Source organism: Pseudomonas putida, from assembly GCF_028682175.1.
In the GTDB taxonomy this organism is placed as follows: domain Bacteria; phylum Pseudomonadota; class Gammaproteobacteria; order Pseudomonadales; family Pseudomonadaceae; genus Aquipseudomonas; species Aquipseudomonas putida_AD.
Genome location: NZ_JANHKS010000034.1, coordinates 14,026 through 30,689, shown reverse-complemented (window position 1 = coordinate 30,689; position 16,664 = coordinate 14,026). Strand labels below are relative to the sequence as shown.

Sequence of the window (16,664 nt, the reverse complement as noted above, 5' to 3'; positions counted from 1 at the left end):
ATCAGGCAGACGCTTCCAGTGGATAAAAACTGAAATAGCGCTGCAAGGCCTGTATCAGGTGGAAATACTCTGGTGGCGCAGCCTGAATCTTGAACCCGGAGTCGAAAACACCCGGTGTTTCGTCTTCCTGGCACCACAGGCAACTGGCGTTGATATCGATGTGATACAGCCCGTTCTTTTCATCCGGCACTTTCAGGCGCAGTTGAAAGTCGGCGGCAACCAGAATGGGCAGGTCGCTGATCAACATCAGCCCCTGCTCCGAGACGTTGCCCAGGCAGCCCATCGGTTTGTCGGTGTAGCGATTGAACACCTGCAGGTAATACGGAAGCTGGTGACGTTCGATTCGTCTTTCATTAAGCATTGGACACTGGTCCTCGGGTAGCCATTGAGCATGGCCGCGCTAATGCTAAGAGATTCGTCTGTCGGTCAGGCACAGTCGAACCAACCTGTTTATTACAACAGGGACGTCATCTGACTCACCAGTGATTGCCGAAGTCACTCGTCCGATTATTCGATTTGGCGATAAACAACGCCTGTCGATAACCGCTTCGGCAATGGAGCGCGCACTTCCTCACTCCTGTGATGAAATCTTTAGGTCCCTACCGTTTTCCAGCCTAGCTCAACTTGCGCCGACATCCACTCAAAAAAACCACCGTCTATCCAGATGAGTGTAACTAAAGTGAAGCAGGTCGCGTGACGGCAGGCGGGGCCAGGTTGTCATAGCCCAACTGATGCAGCGTATCCAGACGCGCCTTCGCCCGGAATGCGTATTCGCTGTAGGGGTACTGCGTCACGATGAACTGATAGGTCTGCACCGCATCGACGTAGAACTTCTGGCGCTCCAGGCACTGCCCGCGCAACATCGACACTTCAGGCTGAACGTACCGACGCGAACGGCTTTCGCGGTCGACCTTGGACAGGTTGTACATGACCGTATCGCAGTCGCCCTTGGCGTACGCGCGGTTGGCATTGTCCAGATGGCTGTTCATCGCCCAGCGTGTGCAACCGCCCAATGCAGTCAGCGCCACTAATATCATCACGATTCGCATGAGAGTCTCCTGTGCTCTGTACTGTATCGGCGCATCGCCGGATTTCTTCAAGACCGATTGAAGGGTACTGCCGATCTGCCTATTGCCCAGTGATTGGGCGACAAGGTAGTGCAAAGGAACAATGACTACAGGCCAATACAGTAGTAGCCTCTCGCTGCGCTTCATTTAAGGAGTTTGTGCATGTCCGTTCGTCGCACCAAAATCGTAGCCACACTTGGCCCAGCAAGTAACTCGCCCGAAGTCATCGAGAAGCTGATTCTGGCGGGCCTGGACGTTGCCCGCCTGAACTTCTCCCACGGCACGCCCGACGAGCACAAGGCTCGCGCGAAGCTGATCCGCGACATCGCCGCCAAGAATGGCCGCTTCGTTGCGTTGCTGGGTGACCTGCAAGGCCCGAAAATTCGCATCGCCAAATTCGCCAACAAGAAGATCGAGCTGAAAGTCGGTGACAAGTTCACCTTCTCCACCAGCCATCCTCTGACTGAAGGCACCCAGGAAATCGTCGGTATCGACTATCCCGATCTGGTCAAGGATTGCGGCGTAGGCGACGAACTGCTGCTCGACGACGGACGAGTGGTCATGCGCGTAGACACGCAGACCGCCGATGCCCTGCACTGCACCGTGACCATCGGTGGCCCGCTGTCGGACCACAAAGGCATCAACCGTCGCGGTGGCGGCCTGACTGCACCGGCCCTGACCGAAAAAGACAAGCAAGACATCAAGCTCGCCGCTGAAATGGACCTGGATTACCTGGCCGTTTCCTTCCCGCGCGACGCCGCCGACATGGAATACGCCCGCAAGCTGCGTGACGAGTCGGGCGGTACTGCCTGGCTGGTGGCGAAGATCGAACGCGCCGAAGCCGTTGCCGACGACGAAACCCTCGATGCACTGATTCGCGCCAGCGACGCGGTCATGGTTGCCCGTGGCGACCTGGGCGTGGAAATCGGTGACGCGGAGCTGGTGGGCATCCAGAAGAAAATCATCCTGCACGCACGTCGCCACAACAAAGCGGTGATCGTGGCCACGCAGATGATGGAATCGATGATTTCCAGCCCCATGCCGACCCGCGCCGAAGTGTCCGACGTGGCCAACGCCGTGCTCGACTACACCGACGCCGTGATGCTGTCCGCTGAAAGTGCTGCCGGTTCCTACCCTGTCGAAGCCGTTGAAGCCATGGCGCGCATCTGCGTCGGCGCCGAACGTCACCCGACCGGCAAGACCTCCAGCCACCGCATCGGTCACTCGTTCACCCGTTGTGACGAAAGCATCGCGCTGGCGGCCATGTACACCGCCAACCACTTCCCGGGCGTCAAAGCGATCATCGCGCTGACCGAAAGCGGCTACACCCCGCTGATCATGTCGCGCATCCGCTCCTCGGTGCCGATCTACGCGTTCTCCCCACACCGCGAAACCCAGGCGCGCGCCGCCATGTTCCGTGGCGTGTACACCATTCCGTTCGACCCGGCTTCGCTGCCTGCGGGTCAGGTCAGCCAGTCGGCTGTGGACGAACTGGTCAAACGCGGTCTGGTCGAGCAAGGCGACTGGGTCATCCTGACCAAGGGTGACAGCTACCACACCATCGGTGGCACCAACGGCATGAAGATCCTGCACGTCGGCGACCCGATCGTGTAAGACGCTGCTGTGATCGAAAAAGCCCCGTCTCGCAAGAGCACGGGGCTTTTTCATTTCAGGCAGAGACGGTCAGGCCTTTTCCAGAAACACATCGGCCAGCAACTGCCCTCGCGGCAATCCGGCAATGAACAGCCGCTTCGAAAACGCCTCGACGCTCGAAGGCGAACCGCAGACCAGTGCCACGGTTTGCCGAGAAGCGACTCGCAACCCGGCCAGTGCAGCCTGGAATGCATCCGGCCCGACCAGCTCGATCTGCACCTGTGCATGCTCCTCGCCCAGCCGCTGAAGTTCGCTCGCCAGATAATGCTCGTGGGCCACGTGCATTACCCGGATCGGCCCCTGATGCTCCTGGCGCAGTGCCTCGCGCAGCACACTCCACAGCGGCCCAAGCCCGGTGCCCGCCGCCAGCAGCCACAGGGGCCGCGCTTGCCAGTCAGGGTCGTAATGCAAGGCACCGCCACGCAATTCTCCCAGCCGCACCGAATCACCCGGCGCAAGGGTGCGTGCCACATCGGTGAAGGCGCCGGGAAGGCGGCAATCAAGATGAAATTCCAGGAACGGGTCCTCGCCCAGCAAGCTGGCCAGCGAGTACGGGCGGGCAACGCCATTGGCGGTCCAGAGCACCAGGTGCTGACCGGCGCGATAACGCAACCCACGCTCGGGCGCCAGGCGCAGCCTCAATACATGCGGGCTTGGCCATTCACAACTTGCGACACGCGCCGGCAGGCCGTCACGCAGCGGATCGAAGATTTCCACGGCCAGATCGCCCACCACCCGGCATTGGCAAGCCAGGCGCCAGCCCTGCTCGCGCTTGGCGGCATCGAGTGCTTCGGGCAGGCCATCCAGCGGCTCGCCACTGGTGCAGCGCACAAGGCAGGCATGGCAACTGCCCGCGCGGCAGCTGAACGGCACTGAAAGCCCTGCATCATTGAGAGCATCGAGCAGGCTGGCGCCCGGCGCAACGCTCCACTGCCGATCACCGGCACGCAGCTCAGGCATCGACGTAATCCCAGGCGCCATGGCAGCGGTTGCGACCCTGGTGTTTGGCGCGGTAGAGCGACTGGTCGGCGCGCTGCAGGGCACGGTCCAGATCATCGCCGGATTCGATCAGCGTCATCCCCACCGACAGGCTCAGCTCAAGACCCGGCAGACCGGGAATGGATACCTGCTCGAACGCCACGCGCACCCGTTCGCAGCAATCGACCAGTTGCGCGCGGGTGGCGCGGGGAATCAGCAACACGAACTCCTCACCGCCGTAGCGCGCCAGAATGTCATCGGAGCGCAGGCACTGGCTGGCCGTGGTGGCGAACACCTGCAATACCCGGTCTCCGGCAGAATGCCCGAGCTGATCATTGACCCGCTTGAAGTGGTCGAGGTCGATCAGCGCCAGGCCGAGGGTGTAATTGCCTTCCATGGTTTCCAGCTCACGGGTGGCCAGGCGCAGGAAATGGCGGCGGTTGTAGAGGTTGGTCAACTCGTCGGTAGAGGCCAGTTCTTCAAGCTGGAACATCATGCCGCGCAGGGTTTCCTGGTGGGCCTGCAGCGTGATCCGACGCTGATGCATGCGCTGTCGGGACGTCTGGACGAACCGTGCATACAGGCACAGCCAGGCCAGGACGATGAACAGCGCGCAGGTCTGGAGGGCCGCCAGGCCCGGGTCGTCGAGCTGGCCATTGAAGGCCTCCCACAGGTTCAGACCGGTGAAACCCGCCAGCGCCAGCAGCGCACAGCGGGTGAAGACTCTCGGCGGCAGGTGAAACAGTCCGAATAACAATACCAGTACGTAAAGCACCAGGAAGGTGCCACGGGCAGCGTCCATGTGGGCCAGCAGGAACGTCTGCCAGCCGAGCCCCATCAGCACCTGAAACTCAGTGAGGCTGGGGTCCTTGAATCGCTGGTTGTGACCACCGAAGAACACCAGGCTCAGGATGCCCTGCGACAACAGCACCAGCACGCTGGCCAGCCACACCCCAAAGAACGACGCATGGTAATAGCCTGCGCAGAATGCCACCCAGACCAGCGCAGTCAGCAGGACGTAGGTGGCGGCTGCCAGCGCAAAGCGCTTGAACAACAGGCGCTGTATCGATCCCGCTACGGGAGGTTGATTGGTCATGGATCTGGGGCTCGTCCTGGGTGGCGAGATGGACATGGGTCGCATCGCAGGCCGGGTACATCGATCATCCGGGAAGTGGTCAATGTAGAGGAAACGTGGCGTTTCGCCAACGTGCCCGGCCTTGGCCAAGGGGCCAAATGCGCAGGTATGGGTCCGCCGTGCGTCGGCGCGACGCTTCCAGGCCTCGGACACATTCGCATACCGATCCCCAAGGACGCGATAAATATATATATCAGCCCCCGCAAGGCGCCTCGCTACTCTGGAGCCCTCTCAACAACCACGGAAGGTCCGGAGTATGAAACCTGTCAACGACGCCGACTGGCTGAGCCGTTTCAACATCAACATCACGTCCAGTTCCAACCGGATATTCAACAACGGCAACCACGAGCTTGAAGTTTCCATCGGCCTGACGCCGCGTAACGGCCAGACCGTGACCCAGGAACAGCTGGACAGCATACAACTGGTCACTCTCGAAGATGACGGGCGCTATCAGGAGCTGTCAGGGGAGTATGGCTACGCCGACGAGCGGGACCAACGCTTCGACTATTACGCCGACACCGGTTCTGCCCCCTCTGCGCTGCTGGAGTCGACCACTTATCGCAAGAAGTTCTATGTCACCTCCATCGCCTCCGGCGGCTCGCGCAAGGTCATCTACGCCGCCATCGCCAAGGCACCGGACAAGCACTATGTCAGTCACAGCAGCATCTTCAACTCATCGGTGACCATCGAGACGATTACCAAACTGCGCCGCCAGCGCTCGGACTTCAAGCTGGAGGCTGTCGACCTGCTTCAGGACACGGTGACCGATACCTACCGCTGGCATGACAGCACCTATGAAGCCAGGACCTCTGTCGATGTGGATCTCTATTACCTTGAATTCAAGAACCCGGCCTTCAGGATCGTCGATGTCCGCGTACCGTTCTTCAGCGGATCCGGTTGTTTCTACTCCGACTTCAACGACGATACGCAAACTGTCGAGGCGATCGGCTGGCCCACCCTGCCCTTGCCACGAATATACAAGCGGCACGCTCATTTTGTGGTCGACCCTCGTGCTGCGGACAGCACGTTCAACTACAGGCACATCCGCGTAGCGACCAATACCCGCGACGGTGCACTGAACTTCATACGGCTCAAGTTGCGCGGCGCAGGTGCAGTGCTGGGCGAAGCATACCGGGCGCCCAGAATCTTCGGCGTCTTTGACCAATACGGCCATGAACACCTGATTGAAATGACGCAGGAGCAGGACGGCAATCTCATCAACTTCACGATGTATGACGGACGCCTGGTCGATTTCGAACTCTATGGAATTCCGACAGAGTAGGGGAGCCAGTTGCAAGTCAGCCTCCACTGCAACCCTGCCATTACAAACCAAGGATGGTTACAGCATGAAACCGATCAACGAAGCCGACTGGCTGAGCCGCTTGAACATCAACATCACCTCCAACTCGAACCGGATATTCAACAACGGAAACAACCAACTTCAAGTTTCGGTTGGGTTGACACCCCGCAAGGGCGAGAGCATCACCAAAGAGCAACTGAACACCGTCCGGCTGGTCACGCTAGATGATGATGGGCAGTATCGAGAGTTGTCAGGCGAGTACCGGGTTTCCCGCAAGCGGGATGAGCGGTTCGAATATTACGCCGACACAGGCATGGCCCCGTCGCGGCTGCTGGAGTCCACGGCCTGTTCCAGGAAATTCTACGTTTCCTCGACCGCGTCCGGAGGGTCGATCAAGACCCTCTACGCCGCCGTGACCCGTGACGAAGACAGCCACTACGTCAGCCACACCAGCGTCTTCAATTCATCGGTCAAGGTCGAAACGATCACCAGCCCGAACCGGCAGCGTTCGGATTTCAAGCTTGAGCGGGTTGATGCGCTCATGGATACCGTGACTGACGTCGTCGAGCATGATCGCAAGTCATGGAAAGTGAAAACGGCGGTCGATATCGACTTGTATCATCTGGAGTTCAAAAATCCAGCCTTCAGGATAGTCGATGCCGATGCCGCATTTCAGGATGGATTGGCGGCAACCTTTCTGGGTGAACGGGATGACGGCGAAGTTTTCTGGGGCAACAACTTTGCATCACCATCGGTGGAAATGAACCTCCACTATCTAGTCGATCCTCTCAGTCAAGTTCAAGCCTTTGGCTATCGGCACCTCAGCGTCCCCATTAACACCCGCGCCGGTGCCATGAATTTCATCCGACTCCAATTACGTGGAATCGACCCAAAACCGGAGGCAGGGCCGCCGGCGCCAGGGTCCTTCGCCGTGCTCGACCAGTACGGTAACAAGTACAAAATCAAAATGACAATTGAGGGGGCGGGCAACTTTATGGATTTCAGAATGCTTCGTTAACACGGTGCATTCACTTCTCTCTCGGGTCTGCCCTCTCAGCCGTCATAGTTGAACCGGCGGGCCCGTCCGACAACGATCGACGACATTGCGGAATTTATCCATGCCCATTTCAAGTGTTCACACACAAGCCACAAACTTCACCGATTTCATCAAGACCGGTGTCGATGCCCGCACCGGCCAATTCACCCTGGCCTTTCAGCTTCCCATCATCCCCGCCAACAACATGTGCGGCCCCAGCCTCACCCCCACGCTGTCATTCAGCGTGCTGGGCTCAACCCAGGACAAGGGTTTCGGGCTGGGCTGGTCGCTGGACCTGAGCGAACTGGACCTCAATCAGGACGCTCCCTCGTTGCGCCTGTCGTCGGGGGAGCGTTTTGCAGTCGACACCGACAGCCCGGCCACCACCCCGGGCAGCGAACTGAAACTGCTCGATGCCAAGCTGAAGTCGATGGTGGTCAAGTGCCTGGGCAGCGATGCCTACCTTGTGGAGTACAAGAATGGCCAGAGCGAGATACTGACCCGCCAGGAAGACAGCAGCCGGTTTCTGGTCACCGAAATGCGCAGCCCGGAGGGTCGACGGGTTCATGTGCGCTGGTCGCCGTTTCGCAGTAGCTTCAGGCTGAGTAGCATCCGCGACGACACGCAGACGCTGTTGCAGGTCGCCTACGACGAAGGCGAGATCGAATTTTCCGCACCCGGGCGTGATGCACACACCTTGAGGATGCGCACCACCAACGACAAGCTGGTGGCCGTTCACCTCCCTGGCATCAAGACACCCTGCACCATCGCCTACGACCACCATCCTCTGGATGATACCACTCACCTGCTGCTGCCCACCGAATTCATCACCCCGTTGGGGGCGTCGGACACCGTGACCTGGGCCAAGGGCGAAGATGGCCATCAGCTTCCGGACGGCGCGCCGTTCGAGGTCCTCCCGAGGGTGCTGAGGTGGACCCACTCTTCGGGCGCAGACCACACCCGGCTGCACCGCACCTATGAATGGATCGGCGCGCACAACTTCCTGGGTTACGCCAGCGCCCAGGCGTTCGACTGGCAGAAGGGTCGCGACAATCTCTATCAAGTGGAACAGGACTATAGCTACAGCGTGGTCGAAACCCAGACCGACGCCAATGGCAAGCCGCTGTCTACCATCACCCGGACCTGGAACCGCTTTCACTTACTCACTCAGGAAACCAGCCGCCGGGGCCACTGCGAAATCCGCCAGGACACCATCTACGGCATAGCTGCGAACACCCCCTGGAAGGATCAACCCGCGTGGTGCCAACTGCCGCACAAACAGACCCTGACCTTCATCGACCACAGCGCCGCAGACCTCAAGCGCAGCGAGCAGACCGAGTATCGCTACGACAGGTTCGGCAACGTCCTGTTCACGCGCTCGCCCAACGGCATCGAAGAGCACCGCGAATACTACCCTGCCGAAGGTGATAAGGATCCCAAGGTCTGCCCAGCCAGCCCTCTGGGCACCGTCAGGTTTCTGAAAAAGAAAACCATCAAGCCGCTGCGCCTGGCAGACGGCAGTTTTGGCGGGGCATCGGAGACCTCCACCACCTATACTTATAAGGCGCTGGGTTCGCTCATCGAGGGCGGGCGCCCATGTGTGGTGGTAGAACATGAAACGGCCCGCGATGAATCTCACTCACGGGAAATCGAGTCCACGACCCAGACCTACATCACGGAGAGAGGCCCGCACTACGCCCGCATCAAAAGCAAAGTCACCACGCTCAACGGCAAGGCCACCACCACCCGCTACGACTATGAGCTGACTGACAGCGAAGTGACCACTCGCACCACCACCATCGGCTTCGAGAACACCGATCAGGTGCGTTCGAGCCAGAGCAGCACGCGGTCGCTGGGCACCGGCCAAGTGGTCCGGGAAACCAATGCAGCCGGAGCGGTTTCGCGCTACGAGCACGATAGCCTCGGCCGCGTTACCCTTGTGGTCACGGCGGTTGGCAGCCCCTATGAAGCCCGTTGCACCACCACCTATCACGTGAGGGACAAGGTCGCGCTCAAGCACGTGCTCATGGGCGAAAACCCGGTGATGATCGAGAACGTGCTTGCCACCGGTCAGCATCACCGCCAATGGCTCGACGGCGAGGGGCGAAGCGTACGCATCGAGCTGGAAGACCTCGATCACGCGCCGGGCACGTTCCGCGAGATCGGCCGCACCCTGTTCGATGCCGAAGGCAGAACCATCAGCGAAACCCAGCAGGACTGGCTGCGCGACCCTGCCAACCCCGCACTGGTCACGCCCCTCAAGCTGACCACCGACACCCGTTACGATGACTGGGGGCAAGTGAGCCAGAGCATCGCGCCCAACGGGGTCGTGAGTCACAGCCAGCACGATCCGGTGCAGCTCACGCTCAAGGCCTGGCAGCAGAACGGAACGGTGAAAGGCCCGCACACCCTGACTTGGCACAACGCGGCCGGCAGCGCCATCCGCGCCGAGCTGTACGACACCCATGGCACGCTGGTTCGCAGCAGCGCATGGCTGCGCGATGGGCTGGACCGTGTCACCCGCACCACCCTTGCGGTGCCCGGTCTGCCGGATCGCGTGACCACCGTGAAGCTGGATGTGTACGGACGGTTCACCGAACAACGGCTGGCCGACGCCACGGTGGTGAACTGGACATACGCCCCGCACAGCGATGGCAACCATCCCGAAACCATCGCCGTCACCGCGCCAACTCCAGATAGGACCTCTCGGTAGCCACGAACATTGGCGGGAAGCTTGCCCTGACGAAGGCTTCCCGTTGGCCGGTAATTTCTTCAAGGATCGAAGACATGAACACAGCAACCATCATCGGCCGGCAGTCCTTCGACGGCCTTGGCCGCCAACTCAGCGTCGAAGTCGGCCGCAGCACCACCGTGTTTCACTACCACAAGGGGCAACTCCCACCCGCGTCGAACACCCTGGCCGATGGCAGGGTCACCCTGTTCAAATATGAAAAAAACCTGGGCCAAACGTTGCTCGGTGTCGCCGCCGACGGCGAGACGGCCACACTCATCAGCCGTCATCCGAAACACGGCCTGCCCACGTCCATCACAGGCGCCCTTGGCACGCAGACCTTCGAGTTCACCGCATCCGGCCAGCCGCTCATGGACCGCTGGACCGTGGACGGGACGACTTACACCAGCACGTGGCGACAGTCGTTCAGTGGCCTGCTGCAAGGCTTCAGTGATGCCCAGGGCGTGAGCCATCGGCGGGAATTCGATGCGCAAGGCCGCGTCGCGAAGACCTGCGTCGGCACCGTGGAAACCACCTACCACTACGATGAGCTGTCGCGCCCGCTGACCGTCAGGGTAACCGATCCGCAAACCGGGCAATCCCTCACCACGGCCTTCACCTACGACCCGTTGGGCCGCGAGCACACCCGCACGTTCAGCATCGTGCAGGCCACTGGAGCCAGCGTCAGGACGATCACCCAGACCCAGGGATACTCGGCACTCGATCAGATCACTTCCAGAATCTGCACAGACGGCGAGCAACGCAGCGAAGAACACTTCGAGTACGATGAGCGCGGCCGTCTCGTGCGCCACACCGCCAACGCTGCCGCCGCAGTGCAAGACCCATTCGGCAACCGGATCGTCGAGCAGAGATTCACTTTCAATGAGTTGAACGGTCACAGGCGCGTGGTCACCATCTATGCCGACGGCACCCGCGATGAAGCCCGATTCCGCTACGCCAGTGACGATCCCACCTGCGTCACGAGGATCACCCACACCCACCCTTCATGGCCCAAAAACATCACGCTGACCTACGACGCCTGCGGCCGCGTAATTGCAGACAGCCTCGGTCGTTACCTGAGCTGGAACACCCAGGGGCGACTGACCGAAGTTCGTTCAGCGGCGGGTACTTGCAGCTACCGCTACGATCCCAGCGGGCAGCTGACTGACCGTCTGGTAAACAAAAGGCTGACCCGGGATTTTTTCAGTGCCGACCAACTCACCCACAGGCAGACGGGCAGCGACAGCGTCCAGTTGATCGGTGACATGGGTGCGTTGTTCGCGATCAACGAGGTTAGCGGCGGTGTTCGCAAAACCATTCTGCTCGGTACAGACGCTCAGGGCAGCGTACGCGTGGAAGCCGACAGCACGGTACGCCGGCGCCAGTACACCGCCCATGGCGCGGACGTCTCCCGGCCCGGCAATCTGGCATTCGGCTACGCTGGCGAGCTGCGCGAACCCCTGTCGGGTTTTTACATACCCGGTGGCAACCGCCCCTATGACCCGCTGCTGATGTGCTTCCTGGCCCCGGACACCGAGAGCCCCTTCGGCCGTGGCGGGATCAACCCCTATGCCTGGTGCGCGGGAGATCCGGTCAACCGCGTCGACCCTGACGGCCATAGCTGGGTAAATTACGCACTGGCGGGCGCGGGTCTGGCGCTGGGTGCGTTGGCGTTGATTCCCGGCCTGCAGGCTGCATTGCCTGCCGCCGGGGCCTTGTTGAGTGCCGGGCTGGGTACGTTGACCACCGCACAGATCATTGCCCTTGCGGCGGCAACGCTGGATATCGTGTCCCTGGCCACAGGCATTGCGAGCACAGTGCTTCAGGCCACGGGGCAAAGCGGCACCGCCTCGGACATTCTCGGCGGTATCTCTCTGGTCACCGGTCTGGCAGGTGCCGGGGCAGGCATGAAGCTGGGCGCCCTGAGGCGTGCGGGCATGCGCCAGAGATCCTTTGACCTGAAACAGGGCTGGATGCCGCCCAAACCTGGCCGCCTGGGCAACGGCGAAGTCCTGGCCCAGCACACGTCCAGAGCCGTGGACGTCGGCTTCATCGAAACCTATCACGCCACCAACCGGGCCGCGCTACTGACCCACGGCGATCCTGCCCGCGCTCTGCTCATGGGTGCGAATGGCAATGTGATGCGCGCAGCCGACGTCGCCAGAGATGTGATCGCACCCAGGCTTCAGTCCCTTGGAACGGCTGCGGACGACACCTTTGTGCTTTTGTCGTGCTGGGGAGGAAAAAACGGCGCGGCGCTGGAAATCGCCCGGGAACTGGGCCGCCCGGTGCAAGGGTTTTCCAACAAGGTGTATGTCAAAGGCTTCGCCAATCTTCAGAACGCACGCAATGCCTCCAATACTCCGCTGGAAGCTATCCCCTACCTTGAGCGCCTGCGGACTTCGGGCAACCCGGTCAAGGCCTGGAAAGCCACTTTTCGGGAAGCGCAATCAAACATCTACCACCCTGATGGCAGGGTCACACCCTTCTAAGGCGCCCATCCGGCCATATCCCCGAACGGCTCTGAACTCAACTTCCAAGGATCGGAACCATGATCACACCTCTTATTCTAGGTCGCCAGATCTTCGACGGCCTCGGCCGGCAACGTTCGATCAACGCTGCCGGTTACACCACGCTTTTCGATTACCGCGAAGGGCAGCTTCCGCCCACGGCTAACACGCTCGCTGACGGAAAACGTGTTGCCTTCACCTACGAACCGCAGTTGAACAACCGATTGCTCAGCGTCACACCTGACGCAGAGCCTGTGCAGCGGATCACCTATCACAGGCTGGGCATGCCGGTCTCGGCCAGCGGGGCGCTCGGGACCGAGGCATTCGGGTTCAGCGCTGCTGGCCAACCGAGCCAGGACAACTGGACCATCGACCAGGCCTGCCACGAAACCCGATGGCATTACTCGCTCAACGGCTTGCTGCAGGGCTTCGACGATTCGCAAGGGGTCCGCCATCGGCGCAGCTTCGATGCCCAGGGTCGAGTGACGCACACCCGGGAAGGCAACCTCACCAGCCACTACGCCTACGATGCACTGTCGCGTCTGGTGCGTACCGTCGTGGACGACCCGGATAACCAGCGCACCCTCACCACCACCCTGACCTACGACAGCCTCGGCCGCGAATCCACGCGTACCTTTACCAGCACTGAAGCCGACAAAACAGGAAACACTGCCACCCGGACAGTCACTCAGACCCTTGGCTATTCAGCATTCGACAAGATCGCTTCACGCAGTTGGGCCGACAATGGCCAGACGGGCACGGAAACCTTCGAATACGACCTGCGAGGCCGGCTGGTCAACTATGCTGCCGATGAGTCTTGCGCGCCTGAGGATCCATTCGGCAACCGGATCCTGCGCCAGTCGTTCACCTTCAATGCACTGGACGGTCACGAAAAGGTGGTCACCCGGTACGCTGATGGCAGCTCGGACCAGGCCCTGTTCACCTATGCCGTGAACAACCCGGTGCAACTGGTGAAGGTCACCCACACCCATGCGGCCTGGCCGCGGGTGATCAGGCTCGCCTATGACGCCTGTGGCCGAGTCATCCGCGACAGCCTGGGCCGGCGCATGGTGTGGAACGCGCAGGATCGGCTGACCGAAGTTCACTACAACAATCAGCGCTGTCAGTACCGATACACTGCCCGTGGCCGGCTGGCAGATCGCATCGTCGATGGCGTTCTCAATCGCAGTTTTTTCAGCGGCGACGAGCTGACCCACGAACTGACGGGCAATGACTGCCTGCAATTTCACTCGGGCGCACAGGGCCTGTTCGCGATCAGCAAAGTGGCGGCCGGCATCCGTCGGACCACCCTGCTCGGTTGCGACGCCCAGGGCAGCGTGCGCCTTGAAGCCGACGATCAGCTACGCACACGCCGTTACACCAGCCACGGCGCTGAAGCCGAACGGTTCGACAGCACGGCGTTCGGATTCGCCGGACAACGGCGTGAGCCCCTGACAGGCTGGCAGATACTGGGCGATTATCGCCCCTACGATCCGGTGCTGATGTGTTTCCTGAGCCCGGACAGCCAGAGCCCGTTCGGCGCGGGCGGCATCAACCCGTATGCCTATTGCGCAGGCGATCCGGTCAACCGCATCGATCCGGACGGGCACAGTTGGGTGAACTACACGCTGGCAGGCGTGGGTCTGGCGATTGGTATTGCGTCGGCGATCGCAGGTTTCGGCGCGCTTCTCACAGTAGGCGCCTCCATGTGTTACGCCGGTTCGGCAGCGCTGACACCGAGCGCAATGATGGTCCTCGCCGCAGGCGTGCTGGATCTTGTGTCGCTGGGGACCGGCGTGGCCGGCCTGGTGGCCGAGCACACCGGTGCCGATCAGAACGTCGCCAGCGTTCTGGGCTGGGTTTCGCTCGGTACGGGCCTTGCAGCGGGCGCTTTGAGCGGGCTGTCCGGTCCGGTCGCAAGGTTTGCCGGGCGCAGGGCGGGAGCGCCAACTCCAAGTTTGTACAGGTATCATCAAACCGAGGTCCTGTTCGAACATCCACCCGGTGTGCCTCAGGTGACGTTTCACAACAGACTCTGGGGGGACAACCTGAGGGGCCTCAGAACCCACGGGAGCGGCGAGGGCTATCTGCTCAACGCTGAAGGTATATTCGAACCCGCCGCGAATGTAGCCCGACGCGAAATCGCGCCCCGCCTCGCCGGCTACGCTGCGGATCGCCCTTTGGTGCTGCTTGCCTGTGAAGGCGGTTCCAGTGGCGCGGCACAGGCAATGGCCAATGTCTTGCGCAGGCCCGTGATCGGCTATGACAAAGCCATCTACGTCGGCAAGATCGAACGCTTGGACACGCTCAGCAACTACGCCGACCGATCAGGCATTCATACCAGCCTGCCCCTGCAGAAGATGGGTTTTTTCAGGCGACTGAGCAGTGCACCACGCGAGCGTTTTGCCGCAGGCGACAAATTCGAGCGCGCGACCTGGCGGACCTTCAATCCAGCATGAGCCCCGCTGTGCCCGGTGAGCGATGATTCAGCCCGCCGGACACTGCCGTTCGGCGCGCCCTGCCGGCCTTAGACCAACGTTTATCCTGCGACAGGGTGTCGCGCCGTGGGCCAAGGGGTATACTGCCGCGCCTTTTCCTGCCGCAGCGCCTGAGCGGTAGCCGAGCCAAAGGCCGTTTGCGCGATTGCCCGACGCACCCGCGCGAGCCGCCCTATATAATGTTCCCGCCTGATAGAGGAGAACGCCCATGACCGTGATCAAGCAGGATGACCTTATCCAGAGCGTCGCCGACGCCCTGCAGTTCATCTCCTATTACCACCCCGTCGATTTCATCCAGGCCATGCACGAGGCCTACCTGCGCGAAGAGTCGCCCGCCGCGCGCGATTCCATGGCCCAGATCCTCATCAACTCGCGCATGTGCGCCACCGGCCATCGTCCGATCTGCCAGGACACCGGTATCGTCACCGTTTTCGTACGCGTGGGCATGGACGTGCGCTGGGATGGCGCCACCATGAGCCTGGACGACATGATCAACGAAGGCGTGCGCCGCGCCTACAACCTGCCGGAAAACGTCCTGCGTGCCTCGATCCTCGCCGACCCGGCAGGCGCTCGCAAGAACACCAAGGACAACACCCCGGCGGTCATCCACTACTCCATCGTTCCGGGTAACACCGTTGAAGTGGACGTTGCGGCCAAGGGCGGTGGCTCGGAAAACAAATCGAAGATGGCGATGCTCAACCCGTCCGATTCGATCGTCGACTGGGTCCTCAAGACCGTGCCGACCATGGGTGCTGGCTGGTGCCCGCCTGGCATGCTCGGCATCGGCATCGGCGGCACCGCCGAGAAAGCTGCGGTCATGGCCAAGGAAGTCCTGATGGAATCCATCGACATCCACGAGCTCAAGGCTCGCGGCCCGTCGAACCGTCTGGAAGAAATGCGTCTGGAGCTGTTCGAGAAGGTCAACCAGCTGGGCATCGGCGCCCAGGGCCTGGGCGGCCTGACCACCGTGCTCGACGTCAAGATCATGGACTACCCGACCCACGCAGCCTCGCTGCCGGTCTGCATGATCCCGAACTGCGCCGCCACCCGTCACGCCCACTTCGTGCTCGACGGTTCCGGTCCAGCCTCGCTGGAAGCGCCACCGCTGGACGCGTACCCGGAAATCGTCTGGGAAGCTGGCCCGTCGGCTCGTCGCGTCAACCTCGACACCCTGACGCCGGAAGACGTGCAGAGCTGGAAGCCGGGCGAAACCGTCCTGCTCAACGGCAAGATGCTCACCGGTCGCGACGCGGCGCACAAGCGCATGGTCGAGATGCTGAACAAGGGCGAAACCCTGCCGGTTGACCTCAAGGGTCGCTTCATCTACTACGTCGGCCCGGTCGATCCGGTCGGTGACGAAGTGGTAGGCCCAGCCGGTCCGACCACCGCTACCCGCATGGACAAGTTCACCCGTCAGATCCTCGAGCAGACTGGCCTGTTGGGCATGATCGGCAAGTCCGAGCGCGGCCCGACCGCTATCGACGCGATCAAGGACAACAAAGCCGTCTACCTGATGGCCGTCGGAGGTGCTGCCTACCTCGTGGCCCAGGCGATCAAGAAATCGCAGGTTCTGGCCTTCCCGGAACTCGGGATGGAAGCGATCTACGAGTTCGAAGTCAAAGACATGCCGGTCACTGTCGCGGTCGACAGCAAAGGTGAGTCGGTGCACATCACAGGTCCTGCCATCTGGCAGAAGAAGATCAGTGAGAGCCTGGCGGTGGAAGTGCAGTAAGCGCTTTCTGGCAACACCGAAAAG

General features: G+C 61.3%; 11 protein-coding genes. 7 read left to right on the top strand and 4 right to left on the bottom strand.

The window, feature by feature from the left end; all coding sequences use genetic code 11:
• Position 1: 1 nt before the first annotated feature.
• Positions 2-361, bottom strand: a complete 360-nt coding sequence (locus NPS29_RS20755; RefSeq protein ID WP_274134760.1) for a PilZ domain-containing protein — start codon at positions 359-361, stop codon at positions 2-4.
• Positions 362-674: 313 nt separating this feature from the next.
• The gene (locus tag NPS29_RS20750; protein ID WP_274134758.1) at positions 675-1,049 is read right to left on the bottom strand and encodes a tetratricopeptide repeat protein; all 375 of its coding nucleotides are present in this window, start codon (positions 1,047-1,049) and stop codon (positions 675-677) included.
• A gap of 180 nt (positions 1,050-1,229) precedes the next feature.
• On the opposite strand from NPS29_RS20750, the gene pyk reads away from it, so the two are divergent.
• Positions 1,230-2,681 carry a pyruvate kinase gene (gene pyk, locus NPS29_RS20745; protein WP_274134756.1) on the top strand — a complete coding sequence of 484 codons (1,452 nt, stop codon included), beginning with the start codon at positions 1,230-1,232 and terminating at the stop codon, positions 2,679-2,681.
• A gap of 69 nt (positions 2,682-2,750) precedes the next feature.
• Here pyk and NPS29_RS20740 read toward each other — a convergent pair whose 3' ends face one another.
• Both NPS29_RS20740 and NPS29_RS20735 read right to left on the bottom strand, forming a co-directional pair.
• On the bottom strand, positions 2,751-3,680 hold the full coding sequence (locus NPS29_RS20740) for an iron-sulfur-binding ferredoxin reductase (protein WP_274134754.1): 930 nt from the start codon (positions 3,678-3,680) through the stop codon (positions 2,751-2,753).
• Positions 3,673-4,794: a GGDEF domain-containing protein gene (locus NPS29_RS20735; protein WP_274134752.1), complete on the bottom strand. Its 1,122-nt coding sequence runs from the start codon at positions 4,792-4,794 to the stop codon at positions 3,673-3,675. Before NPS29_RS20735 ends, NPS29_RS20740 begins: the two co-directional genes overlap by 8 nt.
• Before the next feature lie 295 nt (positions 4,795-5,089).
• Between NPS29_RS20735 and NPS29_RS20730 the strand changes: the two genes are divergently transcribed.
• The 6 genes from NPS29_RS20730 (at position 5,090) to NPS29_RS20705 (ending at position 16,640) form a co-directional block, all read left to right on the top strand.
• Positions 5,090-6,115: a hypothetical protein gene (locus tag NPS29_RS20730; RefSeq protein WP_274134751.1), complete on the top strand. Its 1,026-nt coding sequence runs from the start codon at positions 5,090-5,092 to the stop codon at positions 6,113-6,115.
• 64 nt (positions 6,116-6,179) lie between these two features.
• On the top strand, positions 6,180-7,151 hold the full coding sequence (locus NPS29_RS20725) for a hypothetical protein (protein WP_274134750.1): 972 nt from the start codon (positions 6,180-6,182) through the stop codon (positions 7,149-7,151).
• A 100-nt stretch (positions 7,152-7,251) separates the two neighbouring features.
• Entirely contained in the window at positions 7,252-9,882 is a 2,631-nt protein-coding gene (locus tag NPS29_RS20720) for an RHS repeat domain-containing protein (protein ID WP_274134748.1), read from the top strand.
• Between the two features lie 74 nt (positions 9,883-9,956).
• Positions 9,957-12,392, top strand: coding sequence for an RHS repeat-associated core domain-containing protein (locus NPS29_RS20715; RefSeq protein ID WP_274134746.1), 2,436 nt, complete (start codon positions 9,957-9,959; stop codon positions 12,390-12,392).
• Between the two features lie 59 nt (positions 12,393-12,451).
• A complete protein-coding gene (locus NPS29_RS20710) occupies positions 12,452-14,869 on the top strand; it encodes an RHS repeat domain-containing protein (protein ID WP_274134745.1) in 2,418 nt (805 codons plus the stop codon).
• A gap of 247 nt (positions 14,870-15,116) precedes the next feature.
• Positions 15,117-16,640, top strand: a complete 1,524-nt coding sequence (locus NPS29_RS20705; protein ID WP_108236967.1) for a fumarate hydratase — start codon at positions 15,117-15,119, stop codon at positions 16,638-16,640.
• The last annotated feature ends 24 nt before the right edge of the window (positions 16,641-16,664 follow it).

Excerpts from the sequence above, each read along its gene's own strand:
- NPS29_RS20755 (WP_274134760.1), bottom strand. The coding sequence starts at position 361 with ATGCTTAATGAAAGACGAATCGAACGTCACCAGCTTCCGTATTACCTG.
- NPS29_RS20750 (WP_274134758.1), bottom strand. The coding sequence starts at position 1,049 with ATGCGAATCGTGATGATATTAGTGGCGCTGACTGCATTGGGCGGTTGC.
- pyk (WP_274134756.1), top strand. The coding sequence starts at position 1,230 with ATGTCCGTTCGTCGCACCAAAATCGTAGCCACACTTGGCCCAGCAAGT.
- NPS29_RS20740 (WP_274134754.1), bottom strand. The coding sequence starts at position 3,680 with ATGCCTGAGCTGCGTGCCGGTGATCGGCAGTGGAGCGTTGCGCCGGGC.
- NPS29_RS20735 (WP_274134752.1), bottom strand. The coding sequence starts at position 4,794 with ATGACCAATCAACCTCCCGTAGCGGGATCGATACAGCGCCTGTTGTTC.
- NPS29_RS20730 (WP_274134751.1), top strand. The coding sequence starts at position 5,090 with ATGAAACCTGTCAACGACGCCGACTGGCTGAGCCGTTTCAACATCAAC.
- NPS29_RS20725 (WP_274134750.1), top strand. The coding sequence starts at position 6,180 with ATGAAACCGATCAACGAAGCCGACTGGCTGAGCCGCTTGAACATCAAC.
- NPS29_RS20720 (WP_274134748.1), top strand. The coding sequence starts at position 7,252 with ATGCCCATTTCAAGTGTTCACACACAAGCCACAAACTTCACCGATTTC.
- NPS29_RS20715 (WP_274134746.1), top strand. The coding sequence starts at position 9,957 with ATGAACACAGCAACCATCATCGGCCGGCAGTCCTTCGACGGCCTTGGC.
- NPS29_RS20710 (WP_274134745.1), top strand. The coding sequence starts at position 12,452 with ATGATCACACCTCTTATTCTAGGTCGCCAGATCTTCGACGGCCTCGGC.
- NPS29_RS20705 (WP_108236967.1), top strand. The coding sequence starts at position 15,117 with ATGACCGTGATCAAGCAGGATGACCTTATCCAGAGCGTCGCCGACGCC.